The organism is Aquamicrobium aerolatum DSM 21857, assembly GCF_900113935.1.
Classification (GTDB): domain Bacteria; phylum Pseudomonadota; class Alphaproteobacteria; order Rhizobiales; family Rhizobiaceae; genus Aerobium; species Aerobium aerolatum.
In genome coordinates, this window is record NZ_FORF01000015.1 from 89,520 (window position 1) to 103,113 (window position 13,594).

A 13,594-nucleotide genomic window follows, 5' to 3' on the forward strand; every position below is an offset into this window, starting at 1 on the left:
AATATCTGAAGGTGCAGGATAGGGCGGACCGCCGCGCACCGAGTGAGGAACAGGACCGATGGCGCTCGATTGGGACAAGCTGCGCGTATTTCATGCTGCTGCAGAGGCGGGATCGTTTACGCACGCAGCCGAGGCACTGCGTCTGTCGCAGTCGGCGATCTCGCGGCAGGTCAGCGCGCTGGAGCAGGATGTCGGAGTGCCGCTGTTCCATCGCCACGCGCGTGGTCTCGTGCTCACCGAGCAGGGCGAGATGCTGTACCAGACTGCGCACGAAGTCCTGATGAAACTGGAAAATGTGCGCGAGCGTCTGAGCGAAGCAAAGGACAGGCCTTCCGGACCCCTACGCGTGACGACGACTGTGGGGCTGGGTTCTGGCTGGCTCACCGAGCGCGTGCAGGAGTTTCTCGATCTCTACCCGGAGATCCAGTTGCAATTGCTGCTGGCAAATGAAGAGCTTGACCTGACAATGCGGCAAGCCGACTGCGCCATTCGCCTGCGCCAGCCCCAGCAGCCGGATCTGATTCAGCGCAAGCTGTTTACGGTGCATTTCCATCTTTACGCATCGCCAGCCTATGTGGCCAAGCATGGCAAGCCGCGCTCCATCGCCGAACTCGACCAGCATCGGATCGTGACTTTCGGTGAGCCCGTTCCCTATCATCTTGCAGATATGAACTGGCTGGAAACGGCGGGCAGGCCTGAAGGCTCGAAGCGTCCGGCATCGCTGCAGATCAACAACATCATGTCGATCAAGGCGGCAGTGCAGCGCGGGGCCGGCGTGGCGATGCTGCCGGACTATATGATGGACAAGGATTCAGATCTGGTTCCGCTGCTGCCGGAGACGGAAGTTCCCTCGTTCGACACATATTTCTGCTACCCGGATGCGATGAAGAACCAGGTCAAGCTGCATGTGTTCCGCGACTTCCTGATTGCCAAGGCGAGAAGCTGGGCTTACTGAATCCAGCAGTCGCTGCCCGTTGATTGCGCAAGCTCTGCGCATCAAGCGTGCATTGCGAGCAAGCTATGCGCACCTCGCATAGGTGCAATGCAAATAGCCTGCTTGTAAAACGAGCAGCCAGAGCCCATATCTTAATCATCTCCCGGGCGCGTTCCTCCTCCCATTAGCGCTCGCGAGTGTTCCCCTCTGGAGTTTTGCCTTTGAGGCACTCCAACGACTCAGCCGGATCTTCCTAGATCCGGCTTTTTTCGTTCAGATGCATCAAAACTCACCTTCGCCATCGCGCTATTTTGCCATGTAACAGTAACATCGCGCTGCCGTAACGTGCGCTGTCGCGCGGTTCTCTCCATTCCTGTCGTCAGGACGCGGTTGAACGTGTCAGCCGGCAGCCGGGGGTGGGGCATCTCCAGCGAAGGCTAACATTCTCAGGCAACACCGCGTCCTGCTCGCTCTTTCACCCGGCCCCTCCACCGGGTAGCCTGCGGCGGACCTGACGCGCCGATGAAAATCGAGCGCGGTCTGCAAGGCCAACGGCGCCGGCCCCAAGCCCGGCGCCGTTTGTTTTTGCAGCCTCATGCCGCGGCTCTAGCGCGAACGCTCATTACCTCTTCAGCAAGCCTGCCTGTGAGTTCCGCCATGTGGTCGAACCGCGAAACATAAGACGCGACACCAGCCGTGGCAGAACGCAGGTCGATGATCAGATTGTCGATCTCGGCTTGCGGTATCAGTGCCTCAACGACATCCCATCCCGTCCATCCTTCCCGCGCGTCGTAGCCGAGGATCTGGCCACGCCGTTGCGGCACAATGGCGGTGACCTTTGCAGTCGTGTCGGAGGGCGCAAAGATCTCAACCTTTAGGATCGGCTCGAGCAGAACGGGCGCGCAGTCAGCCATGCCTTCTTTCATTCCGAGACGGGCTGCCTGTTGGAACGCCATGTCGGACGAATCCACTGCATGATAGGAGCCGTCGGCAAGGTTCACCGCTACATCCACGACGGGAAATCCGAGCGGACCAGCTTTCAGATAGTCGCGAATCCCTGCTTCGACAGAGGGGATGTATTGTTTGGGGACGACGCCGCCCGTGATGGTGTCGGTAAAGACGAAGCCCGAACCCCTTGGCAGTGGCTTGATGTCGAGCACGACATCGCCGAACTGGCCATGACCACCGGATTGTTTGCGATGCCTGCCGCGCTGCGTGACCGATCCACGGATCGTTTCGCGATAGGGGATCTGGGGTTGGGTTGCCGCCGTGGCGATCTGGTACTTGCCCTCGAGCCGCTCGACCGTGACGCGCAAATGCATCTCGCCATGGCCGGAGACGATGGTTTCGCCGGTGTCCTGGTTCTGCTCAAGGGTGAGGGACTGGTCTTCCTGGCTGAGTTTTTGAAGGGCGGCACTCAATCGAACATCGTCCTTGCGTTCTTTCGGGCGCAGCGCCGTGACGAAAACTGGCTGGGGTGGGGTGAGGGCGGCCAGAGGCTTTACGCCCGAAGTCGTCGCCAGCGTCTCGCCGGTGGCGAAGGTGTCCAGTTTGCCCAGCGCGACCGTCTCGCCTTCTTCGGCTGAGGCGATTTTTCGCTGGTCTTTGCCGAAAAGGCGATAGATGCCGGAAACCTTTCCGCTGCCGCCGCTGGAAGAAAATAGTTCACTGCCGTCGGCGATGCGGCCTGCCAGAATGCGAACGATCGACAGTTTGCCGCCATGGGGTGTGTGAATCGTTTTCATGACCTGTGCCAAGGTCTTTCCGTCTGGCACGCCGAGCCGCTTTCGTGTCTCGGACACGTCGGGCGCATCATGGCGGATCGCCTTGAGCAGCCGCAGCGCGCCGTTGCCATTTTCTGCCGCGCCGATAAACACCGGCGTAACCGAGCCGCTGCGCAGATCAGCTGCCAGATCATCGAAGACGGTATCGCGCTGCGGCTCGATGTTTTCGAGCAACTGCTCCATCAGTTCGTCGTCGTGGTCGGCAAGGGTTTCCAGCATCACAAAGCGTGCGTCGAGTTCGCGGGCTTTGTCGTCGTCTGGAGTTTCGGCAATCGTGCTTTCAGCGTGCGGGCGATAGATGTAGGCGCGCTCCAGCGCCAGATCGATGCTGCCCACGACAACGTCGTCATTTCTTAGCGGGATCTGACGCAGCAACAGCGGTGTCCGACTGGCGGGCTGCAAGAGCTTGAGCGTGTCCCGCACGCCGGCAGCGGCCTTGTCGATCTTGTTGAGGAAGATCATGCGCGGGATCCCGATCTCGTCCAGCTGGCGCATGATCAGCTGAAGGGCCGGAAACTTTTTCTCATCCGGCTCGACGACGACGACGGCCAGATCGCAGGCGGCGAGGATCGGTTGCGATTCATAGGCAAACTCGATCGAACCGGGACAATCGATGAAGGTGATACTTTCGCCCATGAATTCGGTTGTGGCGATGGTCGCCTCGACGCTCATCAGATGCGCGCGTGCCTCGGCAGACTGATCGCCGACGGTGTTGCCGGCAGCGACGGGATTTTGCCGCGGTATCGCACCGGATCGCGCCAGCAATGCTTCAAGAAGGGTGGTTTTTCCGCTCGAAAAGGGACCGACGATGGCTATGCATTTCGGTCCCTTGCGTCGTTCTCCGGCTCTGATGCCCATGATGACCTGACCTCCATCTCACGCGTTTCCTCATGAGCGGCAGCCGGCCTGCGACCGTCGCACAGCCGCGACGGCGCATGGGCCGTCAAGGGCCATGACGTATGGTCACATGGCTTCGTAATCGGAGCAAGCAGAAAGCATGCGTCCGTTGCAAGGGGATAGGCCGGGCAAAAAGAAGCCGGGGCGACATGCGCCCCGGCTTTCAGATGTACAAATGGTCTGAAGTGTCAGACGAGCGATGCCGTGAAGCGCTGGATACGGGTGCAGGCTTCTTCCAGCATCTCTTCCGAAGCAGCGTAGGAAATGCGGAAATTCGGGCCAAGGCCAAAGGCCGAGCCGTGGACCACGGCGACACCCTCTGCTTCCAGCAGTTCGGAGACGAAATCCTCGTCAGTTTCGATGACCTTGCCCGCCGGCGTCTTCTTGCCAATCAGATCGGCGCAGGACGGGTAGACGTAGAATGCGCCTTCCGGTGTCGGGCAGTTGATGCCGCGTGCCTGGTTAAGCATCGACACGACCAGATCACGGCGACCCTGGAAGACCGCCTTGTTCTTCTGGATGAAGTCCTGCGGTCCGTTGAGCGCCTCGACAGCCGCCCACTGGGCGATCGAGCATGCGCCCGACGTCTGCTGGCCCTGGATCATGTCCATCGCTTTGATCAGCTGCAGCGGGCCGGCCGCGTAGCCGATACGCCAGCCGGTCATTGCGTAGGCCTTCGAGACGCCGTTCATCGTCAGCGTGCGGTCATAGAGCTTCGGCTCGACCTCTGCGATGGTGTAATATTTGAAGTCGCCATATGTCAGGTGCTCGTACATGTCGTCGGTCAGCACCCATACATGCGGATGCTTGAGCAGGACGTCGGCGATTTCGCGCAGTTCTGCTTCAGTGTACGCAGCGCCCGACGGGTTCGAGGGCGAGTTCAGAACCAGCCACTTCGTCTTCGGCGTAATGACTTTTTCCAGCTCAGCGCCGGTGAGCTTGAAACCTTGCTCGATTGAGGTCTCTGCGAACACCGGCGTGCCGCCGCACAGCGACACCATCTCAGGGTAGCTGACCCAGTAGGGGCGCATGATGATGACTTCGTCGCCCTGGTTCATCGTTGCCATGAATGCGTTGAACAGGATCTGTTTGCCGCCGGTGCCGACGATGGTCTGCTCCGGCGTGTAGTCGAGATTGTTCTCGCGCTTGAACTTTGCGGCAATTGCCTCGCGCAGCTGGGGGATGCCGGCGACGGGGGTGTACTTTGTCTCACCGCGATTGATGGCGTCAACGGCGGCATTCTTGATGTTGTCCGGGGTGTCGAAATCTGGTTCGCCGGCACCCAGAGAGATGACGTCGCGACCTTTCGCTTTCAGGTCGCGCGCTTTCTGCGTAACCGCGATGGTCGCGGAGGGCTTAACGCGTGAAAGTGCATCGGCGAGAAAGGCCATGATGATATCTCCATCGGGGAAAAGACCGCTCTTTGCGGACGCGCGTTTAATGTCGCATTGGCGCAGGAATCGCAAGCTCCGAACGCAGCGCGGATCCAGCTTAGGGATATATTTGTCGCTTTAACGGCGATTAAACCTATTCGGTGCAATCTGGAGGATGGACGACAGCGTCGAGGAAAGCATATGGCGCACGGCTTCCAGGCCTACAACATGGTGCAACTAGACGACGGCTCCCAGGCAGCCCAGTGGCGAGCCATCACGCTGAAGTCGGCCTTCCAGCCAATTTATCGCTTTAAGGATGGCAAGCTCGTCATTGACGGATTTGAAGCGCTTGTGCGGCCGTTTCAGGGTGATGAGGCGATCTCACCGCCCGAATTCTTCAACTCGGTGCCCGTGGGCGAGCGCATGCAGGTCGAGGTGCTAACCCGCGCACTGCATATCATGAATGCCGGGGAATTTCTCGATCCGCGAGCCCGACTGTTCATGAATTTCAACCCGTCGGTCTACGCGGAACGCTCACGTATCCGGCTTGCCTTGCGGGCGATGTGCGACACGCTGATGGAAGCCAAGGTGGCGACGAGCCGCATCGTATGTGAGGTGACGGAGCAGAAATCGGCCTCTCCGCAGGCGTTGCACGGCTTCATCGCCCTGATGCGGGAACTGGGGTTCAAGATTGCGGTCGATGATTACGGCGCCGAGGATTCCGACATGGATCGCGTGGTGGCGCTGGCGCCCGACATCGTGAAGTTCGACGCAGGTTGGGTCTCGCGTCTGATGCAGACGCGTCCCGGAGTGGCGCTGCTGGCGATGATGGTGTCGACCTTTACCAAACAAGGATGCGAAGTCGTTTTCGAAGGGCTTGAAGAGGACTGGCAGCTCGAGGTCGCTGAAGAAGTCGGGGCGCACATGGTGCAGGGTTTTGTGCTCGGGCGACCGGAGCTTGCTCCAACAAGTTTTGCACTTCCCGCCGCTTTGCGCCGATCAAGCCGCGCGGCGGCCGAGCCGCAGGAACAATTACCGGGCCCTGCAGCCGGATCGACAGCCGCAATGCCATCGCGCATTCCCCCCGCAAGACCATTTGGACGGCGAAACTGAACGTGGATGTTGATCAAAGAGTTCAGAGCGCCATTTCAGGCGACGAGATTGGTTTGTGGTCGGCGCGCATTGGCGAGATCGTGCTGCGGAGCGCCTATCAGCTGATCTTCCGGCGACATGGTGACGATCTTGAAGCCGTCGCCGCCGAAGGCTTCTTGCGCCCGACACGTGAGGGTGCTGCCGTCAGTCCCAGCGCCTATTTGAATTCATTGCGCGCAGACGAGCGCAGCTTTGTCAGCCGCGTTGGCGCGGCACTTCATCTTGCCAATCAGTTTCATATCGGTATCGACGACCTCAATCTCGTTCTTGCGCTTCGGCGCGAAGACAGCACCCTGCGTGGACAGGACTTCTTTGATCTGGTCGGTCGTACCGATCTCGATCCGGCGGCGCTGCTGTTTCATTTTCGGGAGGCCGATTGCATCCCAGCCGAAGTGCTGGCCGCGCAAAGCCGGGAACTTGCCGATTTGGGCGCCAGTATCGCGATCGGCCACTTCACCCGTCCATTTCCTCCTGCCCTCCGCCTGGTCAAGCCAAACCTCGCTGCGATCCGCGGCGAGTGGTTCAGGCGCGTCTGCCAGCACGAGGCGGCAAAGCGTCTTTTTGTCGAGTTGGCGCGGTGTCTCAAACGTGAAGGCATGGCCGTTTGGGTGGAGGGAATCGAAAATTGCGAGCAACTCGACCTTGCATGTCACGCAGGGGCAGACCTGCTCAGCGGGTATCTGCTTTGTCGCCCGCAGCTTGCAGGTACCGACATGGAGGCGTCGCTGAATATGCGCAATCTCCTGAGCAGAAGGCCGTTCCCGGCCGATCCCTCTATCTATGCCGGAAGCAATCAGCGGAAGAATTGACAGCATTTCCACCCAAATAGGGCGTTGCTTTCGTTATTGTTTCGATTTCGCGCGAGATTTATTCACATTTTTCGTTACGAAATTTCACGAATGGGAAACAAAACTGTTGTCGAACTGTCATATACGGCCGATACTCCGGTCTGCGTAGCCGGGTAGCAGGCACGCGGGGAGGATTTCCGCGCTGCCGTTCTCCGGTAAATCGCCAACGAAATATCGGGAGCGCATCAATGAAGACCAAGACTTTTGCGGCGGGACTTGCCGCGACGATCACCATGCTTTCTTCTTCGGCTGCATTCGCTGTCACTGAAATTCAGTGGTGGCATGCTATGACGGGTGCGAATAACGAGGTTGTTGAGACGCTGTCGAAGGAGTTCAACGAAAGCCAGGGCGACTACAAGGTCGTGCCGGTTTTCAAGGGAACCTACCCGGAAACGCTGAACGCCGGTATCGCCGCTTTCCGCGCGCGCCAGGCACCTCACATTATTCAGGTTTTTGACGTCGGCACAGGCGTGATGATGGCCGCCGAAGGCGCGACCAGGGCTGTGGCAGACGTATTGCCGCTGGCCGGCAAAGAGTTCAACAAGGACGAATACCTGCCGGGCATCGTTGCCTATTACTCCAAGCCGGACGGCACGATGCTGTCCTTCCCGTACAATTCCTCGTCGCCGATCCTCTATTACAACAAGGATCACTTCGAGAAGGCTGGCCTCGACGCCTCCAACCCGCCAAAGACCTGGCCAGAAGTGTTTGAGGCTGCCAAGAAGATCAAGGCATCGGGCGCAGCAGCCTGCGGTCTTACCTCGACGTGGCTGACCTGGATTGGTCTTGAGAACTTTGCTGCCTGGAACAACCTGCAGTACGGCACCAACGAGAACGGCCTTGCCGGCGTCGATGTCGAGCTGAAAGTCAACGAAGGTCTGTTCGTCAAGCATTTCCAGAATCTTGCCGATCTGGCCAAGGATGACACGTTCCGCTACGGCGGCCGTACGTCGGAAGCCAAGCAGCTCTTCCTTTCGGGTGAGTGCTCGATCTTGACGGAATCCTCCGGCGGTCTGGGTGACGTTCTGAAGTCGGGTCTGAATTACGGTCTCGGCCAGCTGCCTTACTACACCGAAGCAGAAGGCGCACCGCAGAACACAATCCCCGGCGGCGCTTCACTCTGGATTTTCGATGGCCATACGGACGAAGAGTACAAGGGCGTTGCAGCGTTCTTCAGCTTCCTCTCGCAGACCGAGATTCAGGAACGTCTGCATCAGGTTTCGGGCTATCTGCCAGTGACCATGGCCGCTTATGAAGCAACCAAGTCCTCGGGCTTCTATGACAAGAACCCTGGTCGTGAAATTCCGATCCAGCAGATGATGGGCAAGGCCCCGACTGCCAACTCCAAGGGCGTTCGTCTCGTCAACCTGCCGCAGGTCCGCGACATCCAGAACGAAGAGTTCGAAAAGATGCTGGCTGGCGAGCAGACTGCACAGGAAGCTCTCGACAAGGCTGTGGAGCGTTCCAACGCCGCCATCAAGCAGGCGATCGGCAACTAATAGCCGCAGCCAGTGCCTGCGCCGGGTAAAGCGCGCGGCACATGTTCCAAAAATGCGCTCCTGCTACCCGCGTGTCGATCGCGCGGGTAGCACACTATCGGTCGAGGAGGCCACTTGTCCGCGCGTGTAACCTTCCCCAACAAGATCCTTCCCTATGCACTGATCCTGCCGCAGCTGGTCATTGTGGGGATCTTCTTTTACTGGCCGGCGAGCCAGGCACTCTATCAGTCGGTTTTGCGTGAAGACCCGTTCGGGCTGCGCACCACCTTCGTCGGTCTGGCCAATTTCCGGCATGTGCTGACGCAGCCGAGCTACATCAATTCGCTTCAGACGACGGCCGTGTTTTCAATCGCGGTGGCGTTCATCGCCATGTCCGTAGCGTTGCTGCTTGCGGTGATGGCGGACAAGGTGATCAAGGGTAAAGGCTTCTATCGGACGATGATGATCTGGCCCTACGCGGTGGCACCTGCCATCGCGGGTATGGTGTGGCTGTTCATGTTCAATCCGACCATGGGCACCTTTGCCTACATGTTGCGTTCTGCCGGCTATGCCTGGGACCCGCTCCTGAAGGGCGACCAGGCGATGATCCTGATCATTGCAGCCGCCGCCTGGAAGCAGATTTCCTACAACTTCCTGTTTTTCGTCGCAGGCCTGCAGGCGATCCCCAAGACGCTGATCGAGGCCGCCGCCATTGATGGCGCGGGTGAGACCAAACGGTTCTGGACGATCGTCTTTCCGCTGCTTGCGCCAACGACGTTCTTCCTGCTGGTCATCAACACGACCTATGCGTTCTTCGACACGTTCGGCATCATCCATGCCGTGACCGGGGGCGGTCCGGGCAAGGCGACGGAAACGCTGGTCTACAAGGTTTACCACGACGGCTTCGTGAACCTGATCCTCGGGGATTCCGCAGCGCAGTCGGTGATCCTGATGGTGATGGTGATCGCGCTGACGGCGATCCAGTTCCGCTATGTTGAGAAGAAGGTGCACTATGGCTGATGCAGCTTCTACAAAGACGCGCGCCGAAGTGTTCGGCAGGCGCGAGCAGGGCGGCATGCTGGGGATCAGCAAGAGCTCACGCTATGTCGCCCATGCGATCCTGATCCTCGGCGTGCTGATCGTCGCGTTTCCGATCTACTACACCTTCACCGCGTCGACCCATTCGTTGCAGACGATCCTGCGGCCGCCGTTGCCGCTGACGCCGGGTGATCATTTCTTCAAGAACTACTACGACGCCATCTTCGGTGGTGTCGGGCGCATCGGGGGTGTCAGTGTCGACCTCCTGTTGTTCAACACCACGGTGATGGCGCTGGGCATTGCGGTTGGCAAGATCCTCATCTCGATCCTGTCGGCATTTGCGATCGTGTTCTTCCGGTTCCCCGGTCGGATGCTATTCTTCTGGCTGATCTTCATCACCCTGATGCTGCCGGTCGAAGTGCGTATCCTGCCGACCTACAAAGTGATGGTCGATCTCAACCTGATCGACACCTATGCGGGCCTGGTCCTGCCGCTGATTGCGTCAGCGACAGCGACGCTGCTGTTTCGCCAGTTCTTCATGACCATTCCGGGCGAACTGCTGGAGGCTGCACGTGTTGATGGCGCCGGGCCGTGGCGCTTCTTCAAGGACATCCTGATGCCCCTGTCGAAGACCAACATCGCGGCGCTGTTCGTCATCATGTTCATCTATGGGTGGACGCAATATCTTTGGCCGTTGCTGGTGACCAATCGCAACGACATGAACACGATCGTCATCGCACTGCGAAAGATGATTTCCTTCGCTGACGCCGACACCCAATGGCATCTGGTGATGGTGACGTCGATCCTTGCGATACTGCCCCCCGTACTGGTTGTCGTGTTCATGCAGCGCTGGTTCGTCAAGGGCCTCGTTGAAACCGAGAAGTGAGAATTCAGGCTTATGGCGACAGTCGAGCTGAAAGACGTCCGCAAGGTTTACGGCGGCAAGGTCGAGGCGGTTAAGGGTGTTTCGATCGATATTCCCGATGGCCAGATGTGCGTGCTGGTCGGACCCTCCGGCTGCGGCAAGTCCACGCTTTTGCGCATGATTGCGGGGCTGGAGGAAATCACCGATGGCACCGTGTCCATCGGTGGGCAGGTGGTGAACACGTTCGGGCCCGCCGAGCGCGACATTGCGATGGTGTTCCAGAACTATGCGCTCTACCCGCACATGAAGGTCTACGACAATATGGCGTATGGCCTGCGCAATCGTGGAACGCCCAAGGACGAGATCGACCGGCGCGTGCGAGAGGCGGCAGGGATCCTCGGCCTTGAAGACTTCCTCGAGCGCAAGCCGCGCGAATTGTCGGGCGGCCAGCGACAGCGCGTCGCCATGGGCCGCGCCATCGTGCGCAAGCCGAAGGCCTTTCTGTTCGACGAGCCGCTGTCGAACCTTGACGCCAAGCTGCGCGGACAGATGCGCATCGAGATCAAGAGCCTGCAACGCTCACTTGGCGTGACCAGCGTCTACGTGACCCACGATCAGGTAGAGGCGATGACGCTTGCCGACACTTTGGTGGTGATGAACTCCGGCGTTGCCGAGCAGATCGACACGCCGCTGGCGATTTACGAAAAGCCGGCAAGTGTCTTCGTGGCCGGGTTCATAGGTTCCCCCGCCATGAACCTTCTGGCTGGCGAGATTGCGGAAAACGGCAGAGGCGTGAAGCTTGTTGGCGGGGCTTACCTGAAGCCACGCGACACGGTGTTGCCGGAAGTAGGCCGCTCGGTGCTGCTTGGCGTGCGCCCGGAGCACCTGACGTTGGTTTCCGACGCAAACAACGCCGACTTCCAGTTGAAGGTCACCACGGTTGAAACGCTGGGCGCTGACACATTGGCGCATGGACATCCCGTTGATGGCGATCCGAAGTCGAGCGAACTGATCGTGCGCCTTTCAGGCGATGTTCAGGTGCGCCACGGTGACGTCCTGCCGCTGGCGATCGACGCCGGCAAGGCGCATATGTTCGACGCCGGCACAGGCAAACGGATCTGACGTATCAGTTTTCTTTCCGGGGTACCGCTGTCAGATCTTCAATGACGTCGTTCAACTCGTCGATGTCGATGTGGTAGCGACGGCACAGATGCATGCCGATTTCGTCCTGCTCGATACCATGTTCGAGCAGGAAGCGTGCCGCGATAGTGAGTTCGGCGCGCTCTGTGAGTTTTCCCATGATGCGGTGCGCTTGCGGAGATGACATGTCGCAAATCCTCTTCTGCTGCACGCTTGCGTGCAGTTGGTTCGGGAGGAAAAAAGACGCTGACACTACAGACTCAACCGGAGTATCCGCAGAAGATAAGTCCAATGGTACTTTGGCGCAACATGCTGCCCGACAGAACTTGGCATGCAGGACGATCTACTTGAAAATGCTGCTCTCTGAACCTTCCGTGAGATGTTGGGTGGGCAATATCGGCACTCTGTTTGAAATGTGGCTACCTTGCAGGTTGCGGCGCTGGCGATGCTGTTGTAATGGTGCGGCTGGATGGAGGGGATTATGACCGCCATAGAGAGAGCACCGTTTGCCTCGTTTGCGTCCTGACCTTGCGCTTTGCGCACTGCTGGCCACCGGCCTCATGTCTGCCTGTTCGACAACAGGTGGCGGCCTTGACCAGATCGCTCCGACCTCCATCGTGGAGGCCGACGACCCCGAGTTGCCGGATGAGGTTGCCTCCGTTCCGACGCCTTCCGGCCTGACTGCCATTGCGGAAGTCGCCAGTGCCGCTACCGACGCGCAAGCGGGCGAGGGCGCCGATCCCGTGGTCGCCTCGCTGTCGCCGTCGCAGACGCTGGTGCCGACCGCAGCGCTCGCCGCATCTGCCTATGCCGGTCCTACACCCGGCGCGTCGCCTGCCGCCGCCATCCTTTCGTCCGGCACAAAGGTTGCCGCGCGCAGCCCCGAGCTTGATGCGCTGATTGCGCAATATGCAAATCATCACCAGATTCCCGAAGAGCTCCTGCGCCGCGTGGTCAAGCGCGAGAGCACGTTCAATCCGGCTGCGCGCAACGGACCTTACTGGGGCCTCATGCAGATCCTGCCCGCCACCGCGCGCTCTATGGGCTACAAGGGCTCGCCCGAAGGACTGCTCGACGCCGAGACCAACCTGAAATATGCCGGCAAGTATCTACGCGGCGCCTATCTGGTGGCCGATGGCGACCACGACCAGGCCGTCCGCTTCTATGCGCGCGGTTATTATTACGACGCCAAGCGCAAGGGCCTGCTGGACGAAACCGGTCTCGGCAGGGACCGCCGCCGGATGTAGTGCGGAAGCTGTTAGCGGGACGGGCTGCGACGCTCACGTCTGGGCGCGATAGGTTGACGAATGCGACCACAAAAGCTAGTAACGCGCTAACTGGGACGACCCAGTTCATCTGATTTTTTCCGGGACGACCCGGCTTCCAAGAGGAGCTGGAGATGGCCGGACCTATCGAACAATTCGAGATCAAGCCGATCATCCCTATTGAGATTGGCGGCTTGGACCTGAGCTTTACCAACTCATCCGTATATATGGTGCTGACCATCGTCATGGCGGCTGGGTTTCTGATTGTTGCGACATCACGGCAGGGCCTTGTGCCGAGCCGCATACAATCCTCAGCCGAACTCCTCTACGAGTTTGTTGGCAAGACCCTGCGTGAAAACGCGGGTGAGGAAGGAATGCGCTTTTTCCCGCTTGTGTTCTCGCTGTTCATGTTCGTGCTGGTGGCAAACCTTGTTGGCATGTTCCCCTACGCGTTCACCGTCACCAGCCATATCATCGTGACATTCGCACTTGCGATGCTCGTTTTTCTTACAGTCATGAACCGCGCCGGGTTTGCCGGAGGCCGTTTGGTTTAAGTTATGCGGCCATGTCTGGGGCGTCCAGCATGGCGTAGTAGCGTTGTTCGGCCTCCGCTGGCGGAATGTTTCCGATGGTCTCCAGAAGCCGCCTGTTGTTGAACCAGTCCACCCATTCCAGGGTGGCGAATTCCACGGCTTCGAAGCCGCGCCATGGTCCTCTTCGATGGATGACCTCGGCCTTGTAGAGACCGTTGATCGTTTCGGCGAGCGCGTTGTCGTAACTGTCGCCCACGCTTCCTACGGAAGGCTCGATGCCTGCTTCC

12 protein-coding genes and 1 pseudogene are annotated in these 13,594 nt (G+C 59.3%); 9 read left to right on the forward strand and 4 right to left on the reverse strand.

Annotated features, from left to right (window positions below):
* Window positions 1–58 precede the first annotated feature (58 nt).
* Complete coding sequence (locus BMZ42_RS13350) at window positions 59–955, forward strand: LysR family transcriptional regulator (protein WP_091523287.1); 897 nt, start codon at window positions 59–61, stop codon at window positions 953–955.
* A gap of 572 nt (window positions 956–1,527) precedes the next feature.
* Here the strand turns inward: BMZ42_RS13350 and BMZ42_RS13355 are convergent.
* Both BMZ42_RS13355 and BMZ42_RS13360 read right to left on the reverse strand, forming a co-directional pair.
* Window positions 1,528–3,576: an elongation factor G gene (locus BMZ42_RS13355; RefSeq protein WP_091523290.1), complete on the reverse strand. Its 2,049-nt coding sequence runs from the start codon at window positions 3,574–3,576 to the stop codon at window positions 1,528–1,530.
* A 227-nt stretch (window positions 3,577–3,803) separates the two neighbouring features.
* Window positions 3,804–5,006: a pyridoxal phosphate-dependent aminotransferase gene (locus BMZ42_RS13360; protein WP_091523293.1), complete on the reverse strand. Its 1,203-nt coding sequence runs from the start codon at window positions 5,004–5,006 to the stop codon at window positions 3,804–3,806.
* A 183-nt stretch (window positions 5,007–5,189) separates the two neighbouring features.
* Between BMZ42_RS13360 and BMZ42_RS13365 the strand changes: the two genes are divergently transcribed.
* The 6 genes from BMZ42_RS13365 to BMZ42_RS13390 all read left to right on the forward strand — a co-directional run bounded on the left by BMZ42_RS13365 (window position 5,190) and on the right by BMZ42_RS13390 (window position 11,491).
* The gene (locus tag BMZ42_RS13365; RefSeq protein ID WP_091523294.1) at window positions 5,190–6,101 is read left to right on the forward strand and encodes an EAL domain-containing protein; all 912 of its coding nucleotides are present in this window, start codon (window positions 5,190–5,192) and stop codon (window positions 6,099–6,101) included.
* A 2-nt stretch (window positions 6,102–6,103) separates the two neighbouring features.
* Complete coding sequence (locus tag BMZ42_RS13370; RefSeq protein WP_175556718.1) at window positions 6,104–6,949, forward strand: EAL domain-containing protein; 846 nt, start codon at window positions 6,104–6,106, stop codon at window positions 6,947–6,949.
* Window positions 6,950–7,176: 227 nt separating this feature from the next.
* A complete protein-coding gene (gene ugpB, locus BMZ42_RS13375) occupies window positions 7,177–8,487 on the forward strand; it encodes a sn-glycerol-3-phosphate ABC transporter substrate-binding protein UgpB (protein ID WP_091523299.1) in 1,311 nt (436 codons plus the stop codon).
* A gap of 114 nt (window positions 8,488–8,601) precedes the next feature.
* Window positions 8,602–9,486, forward strand: coding sequence for a sn-glycerol-3-phosphate ABC transporter permease UgpA (ugpA, locus tag BMZ42_RS13380; protein WP_091523302.1), 885 nt, complete (start codon window positions 8,602–8,604; stop codon window positions 9,484–9,486).
* Between the two features lie 55 nt (window positions 9,487–9,541).
* Entirely contained in the window at window positions 9,542–10,390 is an 849-nt protein-coding gene (gene ugpE, locus BMZ42_RS13385) for a sn-glycerol-3-phosphate ABC transporter permease UgpE (protein ID WP_091523338.1), read from the forward strand.
* Window positions 10,391–10,402: 12 nt separating this feature from the next.
* A complete protein-coding gene (locus tag BMZ42_RS13390; protein ID WP_091523304.1) occupies window positions 10,403–11,491 on the forward strand; it encodes a sn-glycerol-3-phosphate import ATP-binding protein UgpC in 1,089 nt (362 codons plus the stop codon).
* Between the two features lie 4 nt (window positions 11,492–11,495).
* Here BMZ42_RS13390 and BMZ42_RS13395 read toward each other — a convergent pair whose 3' ends face one another.
* Window positions 11,496–11,696, reverse strand: coding sequence for a hypothetical protein (locus BMZ42_RS13395; protein ID WP_091523307.1), 201 nt, complete (start codon window positions 11,694–11,696; stop codon window positions 11,496–11,498).
* Between the two features lie 319 nt (window positions 11,697–12,015).
* On the opposite strand from BMZ42_RS13395, the gene BMZ42_RS13400 reads away from it, so the two are divergent.
* Window positions 12,016–12,756 (forward strand): lytic transglycosylase domain-containing protein, encoded by a 741-nt coding sequence (locus BMZ42_RS13400; protein WP_244523258.1) that lies wholly within the window; start codon window positions 12,016–12,018, stop codon window positions 12,754–12,756.
* 152 nt (window positions 12,757–12,908) lie between these two features.
* Window positions 12,909–13,322, forward strand: a pseudogene (locus tag BMZ42_RS13405) (F0F1 ATP synthase subunit A); the annotation flags it as partial.
* A 7-nt stretch (window positions 13,323–13,329) separates the two neighbouring features.
* On the opposite strand, the gene BMZ42_RS13410 reads toward BMZ42_RS13405, so the two are convergent.
* Window positions 13,330–13,594 (reverse strand): integrase core domain-containing protein (locus BMZ42_RS13410; RefSeq protein WP_139207925.1); only part of this gene is annotated, 265 nt, incomplete at its 5' end.